The sequence below is a fragment of the Micromonospora sp. DT46 genome, assembly GCF_049841735.1.
GTDB lineage: Bacteria > Actinomycetota > Actinomycetes > Mycobacteriales > Micromonosporaceae > Micromonospora > Micromonospora reichwaldensis.
Genome location: NZ_JBNCKW010000005.1, coordinates 111,563 through 129,291, shown reverse-complemented (window position 1 = coordinate 129,291; position 17,729 = coordinate 111,563). Strand labels below are relative to the sequence as shown.

Below are 17,729 nucleotides of genomic sequence, written 5' to 3'. Positions count from 1 at the left end.
CTCCCCTGGGGCTTTCGTCACAGCTCAAAGGTGGGATAGCGTCCGGCCCCAGACCGGCGACGACGGTCTGGTTCGTCCGCCCCCGCAAGGGCCAATCGGCAGCGGGTGGTTCGGACCATTGGACGGAGGAGGGTTCGGGCCTTGAGGCAGAAGCTCGCGCGCGTTATCGGTGGGGTCGCCATGCTGGCGCTCGTCGCCGGCGGCACGGCATGCTCCAGTAGCGACGACGCGGCGTCCGGTGGCGACGCCTGCGGCAACAAGATCGCGTTCTTCGGCGCGCTGACCGGCCCGTCGGCGGCGCTCGGCATCAACGAGAACAACGGCGTCAAGCTGGCGGTCGACAAGTACAACAAGGAGAACGCCGACTGCAAGGTCGAGCTGGTTCCCCTGGACTCGCAGGGCAGCCCGGACCAGGCCCCGCAGCTGGCCCAGAAGGCCATCGACGACACCAAGATCCTCGGCATCGTCGGCCCGGCCTACTCGGGTGAGTCGGAGGCCGCCGGTCCGCTCTTCAACGAGGCCGGTCTGGTGACCATCACCCCGTCGGCCACCAACCCGACGCTCGCGAAGCAGAACTGGAAGACCTTCTTCCGCGCGGTCGGCAACGACCTGAGCCAGGGCCCGGGTGCCGGCAACTACATCAAGAACGTGCTGAAGGCCGACAAGGTCTACGTCATCGACGACCAGTCCGCGTACGGCGCCGGCCTGGCCGACGAGGTCAAGAAGCTGCTCGGCCCCGCGGTCGTCGGCTCGGACAAGGTCCAGGGCGACGGCAAGCAGGTCGAGTTCTCGGCCGTGGTCACCAAGGTCAAGGCCGCCAACGTCAAGGCGGTCTTCTACGGCGGCTACTACCAGGAGGCCGGCCTGATCCGCAAGCAGCTCACCGCTGCCGGGGTCACCGCTCCGCTGATCGCCGGCGACGGCGTGAACGACGCCGCGTACATCACCTCCGCGGGTGCGGCGGCGGCCGAGGGCACCATCCTCACCTGCCCGTGCCAGCCGGCCGCTGAGGCGCGTGGCACCTTCATCGAGGAGTACAAGGCGCTCAACGGCACCGACCCGGGCACCTACAGCGACACGGCCTACGACGCGGCGAACATCCTGCTGGCCGGCATCAAGGCGGGCAAGACCAGCCGTGAGGGCCTGCTGGAGTTCGTGAAGGGCTACAGCGGCGAGGGCGTCGCGGCGAGCTACAAGTTCGTCGAGGGCGGCGAGCTCGACCCGGCGCAGGTCAAGGTCTGGGCCTTCAAGGTCAAGGACGGCAAGGTCGTTCCGGACCAGGAGATCCCCAAGTCCTGACGTCGGTCGCTGCAACGGCGATTGAGTGGTGATCGCGGGCGCGGCCGGGAGCTGTGCTCCCGGCCGCGCCCCACTTTTCTCTCCAGACCCTGATGGAGTGTCCCTTCATTGAACTTCGACGACCTGTTCTCCAACTTCGGGACATACACGACGACCGGCCTGACGCAGGGTGCGATCTACGCCCTGGTCGCGCTCGGCTACACGCTGGTCTACGGCGTGTTGAGACTCATCAACTTCGCCCACTCCGAGGTCTTCATCGCCGGCGCGTTCGCGGCGATCTGGACCTGGAACGGCTTCGGGCTCGACCAGAACTCGCAGGTCAGCGGCATCGGGTCGATCATGTTCTACCTGCTGGTGGCGATGATCGTCGCGGCGATCGCCTCCGCCGGCACGGCCACCGTGATCGAGCGGGTGGCGTACCGGCCGCTGCGTAAGCGCAACGCGCCGCCGCTGGCCTTCCTGATCACCGCCATCGGCGCGTCCATCGCCATCTCCGAGGCGTTCGGCATCTGGACCCGCCGCCGCCCCGAGGGCGCCCCGATCCTGGTCAGCCAGGAACCGCTGTTCCACGTCTTCGGCGTGCCGATCGACGGGGTGCAGCTGCTCACCCTCGGCGCCGCGCTGGTGATGATGATCGCGCTGGACCTGTTCATCAACCGCAGCCGGGTCGGTCGCGGCATCCGGGCGGTCGCCCAGGACGCCAACACCGCCGCGCTGATGGGCGTGAACAAGGACCGGATCATCCTGATCGTCTTCATCGCCGGCGGCAGCATGGCCGGCGTCGCCGGCCTGCTCTACGACGTACGGATCCAGACCCTCACCTACAGCGTCGGCTTCCTGCTCGGCCTGAAGGCCTTCACCGCCGCGGTGCTCGGCGGCATCGGCAACCTGCGCGGCGCGCTGCTCGGCGGCCTGCTGTTGGGCTTGATCGAGAACTACGCCTCCGGTCTGTTCGGCAGCGAGTGGAAGGACTTCGCCGCGTTCGCGCTGCTGGTGGTGCTGCTGATGTTCCGGCCGACCGGTCTGCTGGGTGAGTCGCTGGGGAGGGCACGGGCATGACGACCGTTCTGGACAAGGTGCGCTCCGGCCGCGAGGCGGCCGGGGAACGGTGGCGCGGCGCGCCGCGCTGGGTACGTTGGGCGCTGCTGGCCGCGGTGATCGTGTTCTTCTACGCGCTGCCGAACAAGGAGTTCTACCAGTACCTCGGGCCGATCCCGACCCCCGGTGCGAACTTCACCCAGGTGATGTTCACCGTCTCGATCTACGTGCTGCTGGCCGTCGGTCTGAACATCGTGGTCGGCTTCGCCGGCCTGCTCGACCTCGGCTACTTCGGCTTCTTCGCCGTGGGCGCGTACACCGTGGCGGTGCTGACCTCGCCGAGCAGCAACCTCAAGACGCTCTGGCCGTGGCTGCTGGCGGTGCCGGTGGCGATCGCCCTGACGATGGTCTCCGGCGTGATGCTCGGTACGCCGACCCTGCGGCTGCGCGGCGACTACCTGGCGCTGGTGACGCTCGGCTTCGCCGAGATGATCCGCATCGGCGCGGTCAGCTCGGAGTTCCTCCGGGGGCAGCGGGGCTTCAACCAGATCCCGCACCCGCCGGGCGAGTTCGCCGACGGCAAGCCGGTCTTCGGCGTGCTCGACGCCCGGCCGTACTACTGGCTGGTGCTCACGCTGATCATCCTGGTGGTCATCGGGGTCCGGAACCTGACCCACAGCCGGGTCGGGCGCGCCTGGATCTCGATCCGGGAGGACGAGGACGCGGCGCAGCTCATGGGCGTGCCGACGTTCAAGTTCAAGCTGTGGGCGTTCGCCGCGGGCGCCGCGATCGCGGGCCTCGCCGGCGCGCTCTTCGCGGGCAAGCAGAACTTCGTCAACTCGCAGAACTTCGAGCTGCTGAACTCGATCATCATCCTGGCCGCGGTCATCTTCGGCGGCTCGGGCAACATCGTCGGCGCGATCGTCGGCGGTGGCCTGGTGGCGTACATGATCGAGCGGTTCCGTGGCATCGAGCTGCTGGGCGTCGAGCTGTACGAGTACCGGTTCCTGTTCTTCGGCCTGGTGCTGGTGGTCATGATGATCTTCCGGCCGGAGGGTCTGATCCCCAACCGACGACGTGCGGCGGAGTTCAAGGATCGTCGCAAGGAGGTGACCGTCGGTGAGTGACACCGAGCAGACGCCGGTCGTTCCGGCGCAGGCCGGCGCGCCGGCCGTGGAGGCGGTGCCCACCCGGGAGCCGCTGCTGGAGGTCGACAAGGTCACGCTGCGCTTCGGCGGCGTGGTCGCCCTCAACGAGGTGGACTTCACCCTCTACAAGGGCGAGATCCTCGGTCTGATCGGCCCGAACGGCGCCGGCAAGACCACCTGCTTCAACGCCATGACCGGCATCTACCAGCCCACCGAGGGGCAGATCCGGTTCCGTGGCCAGAAGGTCAGCGGCAAGAAGCGGCACCAGATCACCAAGATGGGCATGGCGCGGACGTTCCAGAACATCCGCCTCTTCCCGGAGATGACGGCGCTGGAGAACGTCCTGGTGGGCGCGGACGCGCACAACAAGACGAGCGTCATCTCCGCGCTGTTCCGCCTGCCGCGGTACTGGAAGGAGGAGCGCGCGAGTCGGGAGAAGGCCGAGCGCCTGCTGGAGTTCGTCGGCATCCGCAAGCGGATGCACGAGTTCGCCCGCAACCTCTCCTACGGCGAGCAGCGGCGGCTGGAGATCGCCCGCGCGCTGGCCACCGACCCGGTGCTGCTCTGCCTGGACGAGCCGGCCGCCGGCTTCAACCCGGCGGAGAAGGAGGAACTGCTCCAGCTCATCCGGCAGATCCGGGACACCGGCGTGACCGTGCTGCTCATCGAGCACGACATGCGCCTGGTCATGGGGGTCACCGACCGGATCGTGGTGCTGGAGTTCGGAAAGAAGATCGCCGAGGGGCTGCCCGCCGAGGTGCGGGAGAACCCGAAGGTGATCGCGGCGTACCTGGGGGTGCCGGACGATGCTGCTTGAGATCGACGATGTGAGCCTGCTCTACGGGCGGATCCAGGCGCTGCACGGCATCAGCCTGACGGTGGACGAGGGCGAGATCGTCGCCCTGATCGGCGCCAACGGCGCCGGCAAGTCGACCACGATGCGGGCGATCTCCGGGATCCGGCCGGTCGCCAGCGGCAGCATCCGGTTCAACGGTGAGGACATCACCAAGCTCCGGGCGGACCTGCGGGTCCGGCGGGGGCTGTGCCAGGCACCCGAGGGCCGCGGGATCTTCCCGGGCATGACGGTGCTGGAGAACCTCGACATGGGTGCGTACACCCGGCGCGACCGGGCCGGCATCGCCCAGGACCTCGACCGGGTGCTGGGCCTCTTCCCGCGCCTGGCCGAGCGGCGCAGGCAGCAGGGCGGCACCCTCTCCGGCGGCGAGCAGCAGATGCTGGCCGTCGGGCGGGCGCTGATGAGCCGGCCGAAGCTGCTGCTGCTCGACGAGCCCTCGATGGGTCTGGCCCCGATGCTGATCCAGCAGATCTTCGACATCATCGTCGAGATCAACCAACAGGGCACCACCGTCCTGCTGGTCGAGCAGAACGCCCAGCAGGCGCTGGCCCGGGCCCACCGGGCGTACGTGCTGGAGACCGGCCGGATCGTCAAGAGCGGCACCGGTGCCGAGCTGCTGCACGACCCGGCGGTCAAAGAGGCCTACCTCGGCGTGGCCTGACCGGCCGTCACCCCTCATCGCAAGGAGTACCCCATGTTCCGCATCAGTGGTGGCCGCCGGGCCGCCCTCGGCGTCACCGGCGCCGCCCTGCTCGCCCTCTCGCTGGCCGGCTGCGGCGAGAAGGAGAGCACCGAGCAGCCCGGCGCCGGCCCCAGCGTCACCGCCGCCGCCGACTCGGCGCTGGCCGCGAAGGTGCCCGACGCCATCAAGGCCGACGGCGTGATCAAGGTCGGCACCGACTCGACGTACGCCCCGGCGGAGTTCCTCGACGCCGACGGCAAGACAGTGGTCGGCTTCGACATCGAGCTGTTCAACGCGGTCGCGCAGAAGCTCGGCCTGAAGGCCGAGTACGAGTCGGCGCCGTTCGACGCGATCCTGCCCGGCGTCGACTCCGGCAAGTACGAGGTCGGCGTCTCCTCGTTCACCATCAACGCCGAGCGGATGAAGACCGTCAACATGGTCAGCTACTTCTCCGCCGGCACCCAGTGGGCGACCAAGGCCGGCAACCCGGCCAAGGTCGACACCGAGAACGCCTGCGGCAAGAAGATCGCCGTGCAGGTCGGCACCGTGCAGCTCGACGACATCACCGCCCGGTCGAAGAAGTGCACCGACGCCGGCAAGCCGGCCATCACCATCGACCAGTACCAGGCGCAGAGCGACGCCACGGCCGCCGTGGTCAGCGGCAAGAACGACGCCATGCTGGCCGACTCCCCGGTCGGTGCGTACGCGGTGAAGCAGAGCAGCGGTCAGCTGGAGCTGCTCGGCGACATCTACGAGTCCGCCCCGTACGGCTACGCGGTGAAGAAGGACCAGGCCGCGTTCGCCGAGGTGCTCAAGGAGGCCGTCACGGCGGTCATCGCCGACGGCACGTACCAGGGCGCGCTGAAGAAGTGGGGCGTCGAGGGCGGCGCCATCACGACCCCGGCGCTGAACCCGACCAGCTGACGATGTCTGTCGAGACTGACACACCCGAACGGGCACGGCCGGAACCCATCCGCGCCGTGCCCGTGCGGCATCCCGGGCGGTGGGTCGCCGTCGCCGTGATCGGGGTGCTGGTGGCCATGTTCGTGCACCTGCTGGTGACGAACAAGGCGTTCAACTGGTCGTTCATGATCGACGAGATGTTCCGCCCGCCGATCGTCGAGGGGCTGCGCGGCACGATCGCGCTGCTCCTGACCGCCATGCTGATCGGTGTCGGGCTGGGCGTCGTCATCGCCATCATGCGGCTGTCGGAGAACCCGATCCTGCGCGGCGTCGCCTTCGCGTACACCTGGTTCTTCCGGGCGGTGCCCCGGCTGGTGCTGGCGATCCTCTTCGGCAACCTGGGCATCCTCTGGGCGCGCGTCGAGTTCGGGCTGCCCTTCGACCGGCAGATCGGCGCCCTGTTCGGGGTCGACGACTTCGAGGCGCGGCTGTTCGGCTTCTCCGCCGTGGAGATCCTGACCGGCTTCGTCGCCGGCATGCTGGCGCTGGGCCTCTCCGAGGCCGCCTACATGGCGGAGATCGTCCGGGCCGGCATCCAGTCGGTCGACGAGGGGCAGACCGAGGCCGCCCAGGCGCTCGGCCTGCGCCGGGGGCAGATCCTGCGTCGGATCGTGCTGCCGCAGGCCATGCGGGTGATCGTCCCGCCGACCGGCAACGAGACCATCGCCATGCTCAAGGACACCTCGCTGGTGGCCTTCGTGCCGGTCTCCACCGAGCTGTTCTTCCAGCTCAGGGCCGTGGGCAGCCGGACCTTCCAGGTCTTCCCGATGCTGGTCGCGGCGACCATCTGGTACCTGCTGCTGACCAGCGTGCTGCTGGTCGGGCAGTACTACCTGGAGCGGCACTTCTCCAAGGGCGTCGGGCGCAGCGGACGGGCGAAGACCAGGCTGCGGGCGATCGCGGCGGAGAACGGCGGCACGACCGGGAAGGCGGACGGCGCATGACCGAGCTGACGGTGCCGGCAGCGGCCGGCGGGGCGGCGGTGGAGTCCGCGCCGATGGTCCGGGCCGAGCAGGTGCACAAGTCGTTCGGGGCGATCGAGGTGCTCAAGGGCATCGACCTGGAGGTCCGCAGCGGCGAGGTGTGCTGCCTGCTGGGTCCCTCCGGCTCCGGCAAGTCGACGTTCCTGCGCTGCATCAACCACCTGGAGAAGATCAACGCCGGCCGGATCTGGGTGGACGGCGACCTGATCGGCTACCGCGAGCGCGGCGGCAAGCTGCACGAGATGCGGGAAAAGGACGTCGCCGCCCAGCGCCGGGCGATCGGCATGGTGTTCCAGCGGTTCAACCTCTTCCCGCACATGACCGCCCTGGAGAACGTCGCCGAGGCACCGGTGCAGGTGGGCGGGGAGAAGAAGGCCACCGCCCGGGACCGGGCCGCCGCGCTGCTGGAGCGGGTGGGGCTGGGCGACAAGCTCGGCAACTACCCGAGCCAGCTCTCCGGCGGGCAGCAGCAGCGGGTGGCGATCGCCCGGGCGTTGGCGATGCAGCCGAAGCTGATGCTCTTCGACGAGCCCACCAGCGCGCTCGACCCGGAGCTGGTCGGCGAGGTGCTCGACGTGATGAAGGACCTCGCCCGCGACGGCATGACGATGATCGTGGTCACCCACGAGATCGGCTTCGCCCGCGAGGTCGGCGACTCGCTGGTCTTCATGGACGGCGGCGTCGTCGTCGAGTCCGGCGTGCCCCGCGAGGTGATCGCCAACCCCCGGCACGACCGGACGAAGGCGTTCCTGGCCAAGGTGCTCTGAGCGGTACGCCGGCGCGGCCCACCCCGGGCCGCGCCGGCGTCCGTGCCGGTGTCCCGGAGTGTCGGAGCGGGCGGCTAGAGTCGCTGCCGTGACAGCTACGACGCCGCGCCTGCTTCTCGTCGACGGACATTCCATGGCATACCGGGCGTTCTTCGCCCTGCCGGTGGAGAACTTCTCCACCACGACGGGGCAGCCGACCAACGCGGTCTACGGCTTCACGTCCATGCTGATCAACGTGCTGCGCGACGAGCAGCCGACGCACATCGTGGTCGCCTTCGACGTCTCCCGCCGCTCTTTCCGCACCGAGAAGTACGCGGAGTACAAGGCCGGCCGCAGCGAGACCCCGACCGACTTCAAGGGCCAGGTGAGCCTGGTCAAGGAGGTCCTCGCGGCGCTGCGCATCCCGGTGGTGGAGAAGGAGGGCTTCGAGGCCGACGACATCATCGCCACCCTCGCCTGCCAGGCCCGCGACCAGGGCATGTCGGTCCTGATCAGCAGCGGCGACCGGGACGCGTTCCAGCTCGTCGGCGACCAGATCACGGTGCTCTACCCGCGCAAGGGCGTCTCGGACCTGGCCCGGATGGACCCGGCGGCGATCGAGGCGAAGTATGGCGTCCCCCCGGAGCGCTACCGCGACCTGGCCGCCCTGGTCGGCGAGACCAGCGACAACCTGCCCGGCGTGCCCGGCGTCGGGCCGAAGACCGCCGCGAAGTGGATCAACACGTACGGCGGGGTCGACGGGGTCGTCGCGCGGGCCGACGAGATCAAGGGCAAGGCCGGCGACAGCCTGCGCGAGCGGCTCGCCGACGTGATCCGCAACTACGAGATCAACTGTCTCGTCTCCGACCTGGAGCTGCCGCTGCGCCCCGAGGACACGCGGTGGGAGGGGTGGGACCGCGAGGCCGTCCACCAGGTCTTCGACACTCTCGAGTTCCGCATCCTGCGCGACCGGCTCTACCAGTACCTGGAGGCGGTGGAGCCGGAGGCCGAGTCCGGGTTCGACCTGACCGGCGAGGTGCTCACCGAGCCCGGGGCGCTCGCCGGGTGGCTGGAGACGCACGCGCCGGCCGACACCCCGGTGGGCGTGGCGGCGAAGCTCGACACGGGCCCCAACCGCCGGCACACCGCCTCGGTGACCGGGCTGGCGCTGGCCACCGCCGGCGGTGCGGCGGCCTGGTGCGATCCCGCCACCCTGGAGCCGACCGACGAGGCGGCCCTGGCGGCCTGGCTGGCCGACGCCGGGCGGCCCAAGGTGCTGCACGACAGCAAGCCGGCGGTGCTGGCGTTCGCCGCGCACGGCTGGCACCTGGAGGGCATCCTCCGCGACACGCAGATCGCGGCCTACCTGGCCCGCCCCGACCAGCGCTCCTACGACCTGACCGACCTGGCCCTGCGCTACCTGCACCGCGAGCTGCGGGTCGACGCCCCGGAGACCGGCCAGCTCACCCTGGAGGGGCTCGGCAACGACGGCGAGGCGGAGCAGAACCTCATGCTCCAGGCCCGCGCCACCCTCGACCTGGCCGACGCGATCGACGCCGAGCTGTCCCGCGACGGCGAGCAGTCGGCGCGGCTGATGGCCGGGGTGGAGCTGCCGCTGATGCGGGTGCTCGCCGACATGGAACGCACCGGCATCGCCGCCGACACGCACTATCTCTCCGAGTTGGAGGCGCACTTCGCCGCCGAGGTGAAGGCCGCCGCCCAGGGGGCCTACGAGTCGGTCGGCCGGGAGTTCAACCTCGGCTCGCCGAAGCAGTTGCAGGAGATCCTCTTCGGCGAGCTGGGCCTGCCCAAGACCAAGAAGATCAAGACCGGCTACACCACCGACGCCGACGCCCTCCAGTGGCTGCACGCGCAGAACCCGCACCCGGTGCTGGCCCACCTGCTGCGCCACCGGGACGTGGCGAAGCTCAAGACGACCGTCGACGGGCTGCTCAAGTCGGTCTCCGACGACGGCCGCATCCACACCACGTTCAACCAGACGGTGGCGGCCACGGGGCGGCTCTCCTCGACCGAGCCCAACCTGCAGAACATCCCGATCCGCACCGAGGAGGGCCGCCGCATCCGGCGCGCCTTCGTGGTGGGGGAGGGCTACGACTGCCTGCTCACCGCCGACTACAGCCAGATCGAGATGCGGATCATGGCGCACCTGTCGTCGGACGACGCGCTCATCGAGGCGTTCAACTCCGGTGCCGACTTCCACGCCGCCACCGCCTCGTCGGTCTTCGAGGTGCCGGTCGACGAGGTCACCGCCGACCAGCGGCGCAAGATCAAGGCAATGAACTACGGCCTGGCGTACGGGCTGAGCGCGTTCGGCCTCTCCCAGCAGCTCGGGATCACCGCCGAGGAGGCGCGCGGGCTGATGGAGAACTACTTCGCCGGGTTCGGGGGCGTGCGCGACTACCTCCAGGAGGTCGTCGCCCGCGCCCGGCACGACGGTTACACCTCCACCATCCTGGGCCGCCGCCGCTACCTGCCCGACCTGGTCAGCGACAACCGGCAGCGCCGGGAGATGGCGGAGCGGATGGCGCTCAACGCTCCCATCCAGGGTTCGGCGGCCGACATCATCAAGGTCGCCATGCTGCACGTCGACACGGCGCTGCGCGAGGCGGGCCTGCGCTCGCGGATGCTGCTCCAGGTGCACGACGAGCTGGTCTTCGAGGTCGCCCCGGGCGAACGGGAGACCCTGGAGGCGCTGGTGCGGCGGGAGATGGGCGGGGCGCACCCGCTGTCGGTGCCGCTGGAGGTCTCCGTCGGCGAGGGCCGGGACTGGAACAGCGCCGACCACTGACGGGCGCCGTCCCGCCGCGCGCCGGCACGGGCCCTGCCCGGGGAGGGCGGCAGGACCCGCGCCGCCGTCGAACGGTGTGGGACGGCCGTGGTCGGGACAGGGCCGGCGGGTCCGCGTCGTCGTCAGACTTCTGGGACGGCCGTGCCCGCCGCGCGCAGGGCCGCTGCCAGCCGGTCGCGTACCGCCGTCTGCGCCGCGATGCGGGCGTCGAGCACCGCGAGGCGGTCCAGGGCGACCCGGACGCCGGCCGGCGCGGGCGGGGCGGCGGCCACGTCCCCGTCCAGGCAGGGCAGGAACGTCCGCACGTCGTCCAGCGTCAGGCCGGCGGCCAGCAGGTGACGGATGTTGCGCACGCGGCCCACCGACCGCTCGTCGTAGATCCGGTAGCCGTTGTGGGCCCGCCGGGAGTCGAGCAGCCCGTGCCGCTCGTAGTGCCGCAGCGCGCGTGGGGTGGTGCCGGTGGCCTCCGCCAGCTCGCCGATCAGCATGGTCCGTACCTCCGGGCACCGTTCTACCAGTGCGGCGGGCGACGTCGTCACGCGATCACGGCGCCACCGTCGACCGGCAGTACGACGCCGGTGACGAAGCCGGCCGCCGGGTCGGCGAGGCGCAGGATCGCCCACGCCACCTCCTCGGGACGCCCGATGCGTCCCAGCGGCGTCCGCTCCACCTGCCAGCGGCGGACGTCGGCCTGCTGCCGCGGCGTCAGCCCCTGGTGCGCGCCGATCGGGGTGTCGACGGCGCCGGGCGCCACCGCCACCACCCTGATCCCGGACGGCGCGAGCTCCACCGCCCAGCTGCGGGTCAGCGAGTCCAGGGCGGACTTCCCGGCCGCGTACAGCGAGCTGCCCGGCCAGGCCCGCGACCCGACCGACGTGGTGACGTTGACGACGACGCCCCGGCTGTCGGTCAGCGCCGGCACCGCCGCCTGGGTGAGCAGGAGCGGCGCCACCAGGTTCGTCGCCAGGTGTCGCTCGACGGTCTCGGGGGCGAGCGAACCGAGCGGACCGCCGCCGGCCACGCCCGCGTTGTTGACCAGCACGTCGAGGCGGCCGTGCCGCTGCGTGGCGGTGCCGACGATCAGCTCCGCGGCGCCGGGAGCGGTGACGTCGGCGACCAGCGGTTCGATGCCGGGGTGGCCGGCGGCGGTCTCCGCCAGTGGCGCGGCCCGTCGTCCCACCGCGACGACGTACGCCCCCTGGGCGCTGAACTCACGGGCCGTGGCCCGCCCGATCCCGGTGCCCGCACCGGTGACGACGACGATCCTGCGTTGCGCTCGACTCATGGTGCGGATCGTCGGACCCTGCCGTCAGTGGCAGGGTCAAGCGGACGGGCTCAGCGCTTCAGCGGGTCGTGGCCCCAGTTCATCAGGGACCAGCGCCACTTCGTGTCGCGGACGTCGCCGGAGGGGCGCTGCGCCATGTGCCGGCGGACGTAGCCGACGACCTTGCGCATGTGCCGGTAGTCGCCCTCGGAGAGCTCGGCACGCTTGCGCCGCAGCAGCTCGATGATCTTGCGGCCCGACTCGTGCCCGACCGACTCGCCGCCGCCGGAGCGCCCACCCTTGTGCCAGCCGACCTGCTTCGACTCGTCGGTCTCCAGCCACGTCGACAGCTCGGCCGGCTTCATGTTCACCGCCTCGGTGAACTCCCGGTAGGTGTCCCGGCCCTCGTCAGCCCTGCTCATGGCGCAGCACCTCCGGTCGGTGTGCGACGTCCCGCCCCGAGTCGTCGTTGCGGATCCGGTACTGCGGGTCGTCCGGCGACGCGTTCACGGCGTGCCCGCGTACGTGCGTCCGTTCGGTGATCTTCTCCTTGACCACGCCGTACGCCCGGCCGCTGTGGCTGGCCCAGGAGACGTGGTCACCGCTGCGGAACTCGCTCTGCTCGGCCATGCGACGCGGGTACCCGGCGTCGATGCCCCGAAACGACGGCCCCGGCCGGGCGCGCTCCGGGCGGGGCGCGTGCCGGTCAGCCGGCGGGCTTCTGCGCGACGAAGATGGCGGTGCCGGGGAAGAGGCGGCCGCGCAGCGGGCTCCACTGCCCCCAGATCCCCTCGTGCCCCTCGGGCCACTCCGGTTCCACGAGGTCGAGCAGGCGGAACCCGGCGCCCACGAGCTCGCGGATCCGGTCGCCGAGCGTGCGGTGCTGCTCGACGTAGGTGGCGTCACCGGCCTCGTCCTGCTCCACGTAGGGGGAGCGGTCGAAGTACGAGTGCACGGCGGTCAGCCCGCCCTCGCCGGGGTCGTCGAGGAAGATCCACCGCATCGGGTGGGTCACCGAGAACACCCACCGGCCGCCGGGGCGCAGCACCCGGAACACCTCGCGCATGACCGCCGCCGAGTCGGCCACGAACGGGACCGCCCCGAACGCCGTGCAGGCGGTGTCGAACGCGGCGTCGGCGAAGGGCAGCGCCAGCGCGTCGGCCTGCACCAGCGGCACGCGTACGCCGGTGCGTCCGGCCGCCAGCGCGGCGTGCCGCAGCATGCCGGCGGAGAGGTCCAGGGCGACCGGCCGGGCCCCCTGGGTGGCGAGCCACCGCGCGGCGGCGGCGGCCCCGCTGCCGAGTTCCAGCACCCGCCGGCCGGCCAGGTCGCCCAGCAGCCGTACGTCGGCCTCCCGCACGCCCTCCGGACACCAGACGAAGTCCAGGTCACCGAGGAAACGGCCGTGCTCGGCCTGGTAGTCGTCGGCGTCGGCGTCCCACCAGCGGCGGTTCGCCCGGCGGGCCTCGGCGTTGCCGACCCGGCGCCGGGTCACCCGGCTGTCGTCATCCACCCGCCCACGCTAGCCCCGCGCGCGCCGTGCGCCGGGCGACCCCCGGAGTGCGGGGTACGGCGCCCGGCGCTACCGTTCACCGGTGATGCCCCTGTGACGGACGCGACACCTGCGGCGCCTTCCTGCCGATATCTCCGCTTTCGCAGCTGACGAGGCGGCGAGAGGATGGGAGGGCTTGCACGCTGTGGTAATGCAGCGGGTAGGCTAGATGATGCGCTCGCGGATCGTGTGCCTCGGCAGGGAGCAGGTGCGCGGTCTCCGGGACCACTGGCGGAGCCACATCCATGATCTCACGCGATGATCTTTCGGTGTGCCCGGCGACGGATCCGCTGGCGCGAACAGGTCACCGCGACACACCAGCCTGCTGTGACACACCATCCGACCGGAGCAACCGCCCACATGACGAGCAGCATCGAGGCCCCCTCGAGCGCCACCCGGGTCACCCACGACGATCTCGGTTCCGAGGAGGCTTTCCTCGCCGCGATCGACGAGACCATCAAGTACTTCAACGACGGCGACATTGTCGAAGGCACCGTCGTCAAGGTCGATCGGGACGAGGTCCTGCTCGACATCGGCTACAAGACCGAGGGTGTCATCCCCTCTCGGGAGTTGTCGATCAAGCACGACGTGGACCCGGCCGAGGTCGTTTCGGTTGGTGACCACATCGAGGCCCTGGTCCTCCAGAAGGAGGACAAGGAGGGTCGTCTGATCCTCTCCAAGAAGCGGGCGCAGTACGAGCGGGCCTGGGGCACCATCGAGAAGATCAAGGACGAGGACGGGGTCGTCCGCGGCTCGGTCATCGAGGTGGTCAAGGGCGGCCTCATCCTCGACATCGGGCTGCGGGGCTTCCTGCCCGCCTCCCTGGTCGAGATGCGTCGGGTGCGCGACCTGCAGCCGTACGTCGGGCGCGAGCTCGAAGCCAAGATCATCGAGCTGGACAAGAACCGCAACAACGTGGTCCTGTCCCGCCGGGCCTGGCTGGAGCAGACGCAGTCCGAGGTGCGCACCGAGTTCCTCAACAAGCTGCAGAAGGGCCAGGTCCGCAAGGGCGTCGTGTCCTCGATCGTCAACTTCGGCGCGTTCGTCGACCTGGGCGGCGTGGACGGCCTCGTGCACGTCTCCGAGCTGTCCTGGAAGCACATCGACCACCCGTCCGAGGTCGTCGAGGTGGGCCAGGAGGTCGAGGTCGAGGTCCTGGACGTCGACCTGGACCGCGAGCGGGTCTCGCTGTCGCTGAAGGCGACGCAGGAGGACCCGTGGCGTCAGTTCGCCCGCACCCACGCGATCCAGCAGATCGTGCCGGGTAAGGTCACCAAGCTGGTGCCGTTCGGCGCCTTCGTCCGGGTGGACGACGGCATCGAGGGCCTGGTCCACATCTCCGAGCTGGCCGAGCGCCACGTGGAGATCCCGGAGCAGGTCGTCCAGGTCGGCTCCGAGGTCATGGTCAAGGTCATCGACATCGACCTGGAGCGCCGCCGGATCTCGCTGTCGCTCAAGCAGGCCAACGAGGGCTTCGTCGAGGGCGAGGAGCACTTCGACCCGACCCTCTACGGCATGGCCGCGACGTACGACACCGAGGGCAACTACATCTACCCGGAGGGCTTCGACCCGGAGACGGGCGAGTGGCTCGAGGGGTACGACAAGCAGCGCGAGACCTGGGAGAACCAGTACGCCGAGGCGCGTCAGCGCTGGGAGGCCCACACCAAGCAGGTGCAGACCTCCCGGGCCGCCGACGCCGAGGCGGCTGCCAACCCGGCCCCGCCCGTCACCGGTGGTGGCACCACCACCTCGACCAGCGCGGCCCCGAGCCGTCAGGCCGAGGAGCCGGCCGGCACCCTGGCCACCGACGAGGCGCTCGCCGCTCTGCGGGAGAAGCTCGCCGGCGGCAAGTGACCCGCTGAACGACGACGGGCCCCGTCCCCGCGATCGCGAGATCGCCGGGGGCGGGGCTCCCGTCTTTCCGCAGCCGCTCGCCGTCGCCCGCCACCGCCGCGCCCTCGCCGCCCTACGCACCCGATGCGGCGGCGACCGGTTGCCTCAGGATGGTGCGTTGCCGCTCGGGCGCGACCCGGCGGAAGTCGCTGAGGTAGATCTCGTGGTGTCTGCCCACCATCCGCAGCCCGTTGCCCGGGACGAACTCACCGTGCAGCCGCGCCAGCACCTCGGCCTCGTCGTCGAAGGAACCGACGTGCAGCGTCTGCACGCACCGCCCCTCGGACAGCGTCGCCAGGCGGACGTCGTCGAGACGTGACGGGCGGTTCCTGGCCCCGGCCTGCTCGACGGCGGCGGTGAACAGGTCCTGGCCGATCCAGTCCGGCACCATGATCATCAGCGTCCAGTCCCACCGTGCCTTGTCGCGCCGGGCGGTGAACGAGTCCATGTCCTCGGCCCACCACAGGCCCTCCAGGGGCGGGACGACGTAGTCCCGGCCGAGGTCTCGCCTGCTGGCGAACTTCAGCTTGTAGGCCACCGGGTAGAGGGCCTCGATGGCACCGGTGAACGCCGGTGCGCCGTTCGGGTCGCCGTGGCCGTCGACCATGAGGTACCGCGTGTCGGGCACGTCCACGATTCGGAACTGGCCGCGCCCGGCCTGATAGGCGTCGAGCGTCTTCTTGAAGTCGGTCTTGTCAGTCATCAGGCACCTGGGCTCGGGCGGCGAGCCACTGCCTTTCCGCCTCCAGGAGGCTCAGCGAGTACGAGAAGACCTCCCGCGCCGGGTGCGGGAGGGGGGCCTGCGCCTGCTGCGCCGACCGGAGCGACTCGATGCGGGCCTCGACCCCCGCCAGCCGGGTGCACAGCGCCTGCGCGTACTCCCGGTCGGAGAGCAGGGGCAGGTTGGCGATGCCGACGAGAAGCGGGTGCCGGACCGGCTGCGGTTGCTCGATGAGCGCCAGCGCGGTGCGCGCCGCGGCCGCCCGGCCCTCGGCGGTGGCGTGGAACACGTGGCGGGACTTCGGGGCGGCGGGAGCCTCGGGAACGTGGACCAGGCCGCGCTTGTCCAGCTTGGCGAGCAGGTAGTAGATCGAGGAGAACCCGACGTCGGACCACTGACGGATGCCGCGTCGCGCGATCACCTGCTCCAGGTCGTAGCCGTGCCGGGGTCGTTCGATGAGCAGGCCTAGCACGGTCAGCTCGGCGGTGGTCAACTCCACGCGCCTATCCTAGTACTAGGATACGGCTCCAGAGGGACCGGTCCGGGGTGCCCCCGGTGCCGGCAGCGCGGTGGTGATCCGGTTGACTGACGTCGTGCTGAAGGTGGGACTGACCGGAGGAATCGGGTCCGGCAAGAGCGCCGTGGCGAGGCGACTGACCGAGTGCGGCGCGGTGCTGATCGACTCCGACCGGGTGGCCCGGGAGGTGGTCGCGCCGGGCACGGAAGGGCTGGCCGAGATCGTCGCGGCCTTCTCCGAGCGGATCCTCGACGCCGAGGGCGCCCTCGACCGGGCGGCGCTGGGCGCGCTGGTGTTCGCCGACGAGACGGCGCGCCGCCGGCTGGAGGCGATCACCCATCCCCGCGTACGGGCCCGGGCCGCCGAACTGGCCGCCGCGGCGGCACCCGACGCGATCGTGATCAACGACGTGCCGCTGCTGGTGGAGGTGGGGCTCGCGCCCACGTACCACCTGGTGGTCGTGGTGCAGACGGAGGTGGCCACCCGGTTGGCGCGCCTGGCCCGCGACCGGGGGATGGACCGGGCGGAGGCCGAGCGGCGGATCGCCGCGCAGGCCGACGACGCCCGGCGGCGGGGCGCGGCGGACGTGCTGCTGACCAACGACGGCAGCCTCGACGACCTGCACGCGGCCGTCGACGCGCTGTGGCGCGAGCGGCTGCGGCCCTACGAGGCGAACCTGCGCGAGCGGCGGGCGGCCCCCTCGGAGCACGTCGTCCTGACGGAGGCCGACCCGACCTGGCCGCAGCAGTACGCGCGGCTGGCCGCCCGGATCCGGCACGCGCTCGCCCCCGCCGACCTGCGTATCGACCACATCGGCTCGACCGCGGTCCCGGGGCTCGCCGCCAGGGACGTGATCGACATCCAGCTCACCGTCCCGACCCTCGCCGACGCGGACGGACCGCTGGCCGAACGGCTCGCGGAGGCGGGCTTCCCGCGCCTGCCCGGCGAGTGGTGGGACGACCCCCGCCCGCCCGGCAGCGGCCGGTGGGAGAAGCGGCTGCACGGCAGCGCCGACCCGGGCCGCCCCGTGCACCTGCACGTCCGCCCGGCCAACGCGCCCGGCTGGCGGTACGCGCTGCTGATGCGCGACCACCTGCGTGCCGACCCGGACCAGCGGTCGGCCTATCTGGCGCTGAAGCGGGAGCTGGCGGCCTCCGCCCCGGACAGCGCCGCCTGGACCACCGCGAAGGACCCGTGGTTCGACGAGGAGCACCTGCGCGCCGAGCAGTGGGCGGCGCAGACCGGCTGGCGTCCCTGA

18 protein-coding genes are annotated in these 17,729 nt (G+C 71.0%); 11 read left to right on the top strand and 7 right to left on the bottom strand.

Translation table 11 applies throughout. From position 1 onward, the window contains the following. Positions 1–141 precede the first annotated feature (141 nt). From ACLQ20_RS14875 to polA, 9 genes are all read left to right on the top strand, one after another. Positions 142–1,299, top strand: a complete 1,158-nt coding sequence (locus tag ACLQ20_RS14875; protein WP_151455513.1) for a branched-chain amino acid ABC transporter substrate-binding protein — start codon at positions 142–144, stop codon at positions 1,297–1,299. Between the two features lie 108 nt (positions 1,300–1,407). Beyond that, the gene (locus ACLQ20_RS14870) at positions 1,408–2,358 is read left to right on the top strand and encodes a branched-chain amino acid ABC transporter permease (protein WP_132236441.1); all 951 of its coding nucleotides are present in this window, start codon (positions 1,408–1,410) and stop codon (positions 2,356–2,358) included. Further along, positions 2,355–3,464 (top strand): branched-chain amino acid ABC transporter permease, encoded by a 1,110-nt coding sequence (locus tag ACLQ20_RS14865; protein WP_311413593.1) that lies wholly within the window; start codon positions 2,355–2,357, stop codon positions 3,462–3,464. The genes ACLQ20_RS14870 and ACLQ20_RS14865 overlap by 4 nt, the downstream gene beginning before the upstream one ends. Then, positions 3,457–4,302 carry an ABC transporter ATP-binding protein gene (locus ACLQ20_RS14860; RefSeq protein ID WP_132236445.1) on the top strand — a complete coding sequence of 282 codons (846 nt, stop codon included), beginning with the start codon at positions 3,457–3,459 and terminating at the stop codon, positions 4,300–4,302. The genes ACLQ20_RS14865 and ACLQ20_RS14860 overlap by 8 nt, the downstream gene beginning before the upstream one ends. After that, entirely contained in the window at positions 4,292–5,002 is a 711-nt protein-coding gene (locus tag ACLQ20_RS14855; RefSeq protein WP_088999313.1) for an ABC transporter ATP-binding protein, read from the top strand. Before ACLQ20_RS14860 ends, ACLQ20_RS14855 begins: the two co-directional genes overlap by 11 nt. A gap of 33 nt (positions 5,003–5,035) precedes the next feature. Further along, positions 5,036–5,947, top strand: coding sequence for an ABC transporter substrate-binding protein (locus ACLQ20_RS14850; protein ID WP_311413592.1), 912 nt, complete (start codon positions 5,036–5,038; stop codon positions 5,945–5,947). A gap of 2 nt (positions 5,948–5,949) precedes the next feature. After that, entirely contained in the window at positions 5,950–6,930 is a 981-nt protein-coding gene (locus tag ACLQ20_RS14845) for an amino acid ABC transporter permease (protein ID WP_151455510.1), read from the top strand. After that, positions 6,927–7,736: an amino acid ABC transporter ATP-binding protein gene (locus tag ACLQ20_RS14840; RefSeq protein ID WP_151455509.1), complete on the top strand. Its 810-nt coding sequence runs from the start codon at positions 6,927–6,929 to the stop codon at positions 7,734–7,736. Before ACLQ20_RS14845 ends, ACLQ20_RS14840 begins: the two co-directional genes overlap by 4 nt. A gap of 88 nt (positions 7,737–7,824) precedes the next feature. Then, on the top strand, positions 7,825–10,524 hold the full coding sequence (polA, locus tag ACLQ20_RS14835; protein ID WP_425856025.1) for a DNA polymerase I: 2,700 nt from the start codon (positions 7,825–7,827) through the stop codon (positions 10,522–10,524). Positions 10,525–10,646: 122 nt separating this feature from the next. Here the strand turns inward: polA and ACLQ20_RS14830 are convergent, their stop codons facing one another. The 5 genes from ACLQ20_RS14830 to ACLQ20_RS14810 all read right to left on the bottom strand — a co-directional run bounded on the left by ACLQ20_RS14830 (position 10,647) and on the right by ACLQ20_RS14810 (position 13,301). Beyond that, positions 10,647–11,012 carry a MerR family transcriptional regulator gene (locus ACLQ20_RS14830; protein ID WP_425856023.1) on the bottom strand — a complete coding sequence of 122 codons (366 nt, stop codon included), beginning with the start codon at positions 11,010–11,012 and terminating at the stop codon, positions 10,647–10,649. A 47-nt stretch (positions 11,013–11,059) separates the two neighbouring features. Further along, positions 11,060–11,809: an SDR family NAD(P)-dependent oxidoreductase gene (locus ACLQ20_RS14825; RefSeq protein ID WP_425856021.1), complete on the bottom strand. Its 750-nt coding sequence runs from the start codon at positions 11,807–11,809 to the stop codon at positions 11,060–11,062. A gap of 50 nt (positions 11,810–11,859) precedes the next feature. After that, complete coding sequence (locus tag ACLQ20_RS14820; protein ID WP_311413587.1) at positions 11,860–12,210, bottom strand: DUF3140 domain-containing protein; 351 nt, start codon at positions 12,208–12,210, stop codon at positions 11,860–11,862. Further along, the gene (locus ACLQ20_RS14815; RefSeq protein ID WP_311413586.1) at positions 12,197–12,418 is read right to left on the bottom strand and encodes a DUF2945 domain-containing protein; all 222 of its coding nucleotides are present in this window, start codon (positions 12,416–12,418) and stop codon (positions 12,197–12,199) included. The genes ACLQ20_RS14820 and ACLQ20_RS14815 overlap by 14 nt, the downstream gene beginning before the upstream one ends. A gap of 76 nt (positions 12,419–12,494) precedes the next feature. Beyond that, entirely contained in the window at positions 12,495–13,301 is an 807-nt protein-coding gene (locus ACLQ20_RS14810; protein ID WP_327029076.1) for a class I SAM-dependent methyltransferase, read from the bottom strand. A 297-nt stretch (positions 13,302–13,598) separates the two neighbouring features. Between ACLQ20_RS14810 and rpsA the strand changes: the two genes are divergently transcribed. Continuing rightward, positions 13,599–15,194, top strand: coding sequence for a 30S ribosomal protein S1 (gene rpsA / locus ACLQ20_RS14805; protein ID WP_151455503.1), 1,596 nt, complete (start codon positions 13,599–13,601; stop codon positions 15,192–15,194). Between the two features lie 112 nt (positions 15,195–15,306). Here rpsA and ACLQ20_RS14800 read toward each other — a convergent pair whose 3' ends face one another. Further along, complete coding sequence (locus tag ACLQ20_RS14800) at positions 15,307–15,936, bottom strand: GyrI-like domain-containing protein (RefSeq protein WP_327029075.1); 630 nt, start codon at positions 15,934–15,936, stop codon at positions 15,307–15,309. Further along, positions 15,929–16,453 carry a PadR family transcriptional regulator gene (locus ACLQ20_RS14795; protein WP_425856018.1) on the bottom strand — a complete coding sequence of 175 codons (525 nt, stop codon included), beginning with the start codon at positions 16,451–16,453 and terminating at the stop codon, positions 15,929–15,931. Before ACLQ20_RS14795 ends, ACLQ20_RS14800 begins: the two co-directional genes overlap by 8 nt. Positions 16,454–16,547: 94 nt before the next feature. On the opposite strand from ACLQ20_RS14795, the gene coaE reads away from it, so the two are divergent. Continuing rightward, positions 16,548–17,729, top strand: a complete 1,182-nt coding sequence (coaE, locus tag ACLQ20_RS14790) for a dephospho-CoA kinase (RefSeq protein ID WP_425856412.1) — start codon at positions 16,548–16,550, stop codon at positions 17,727–17,729.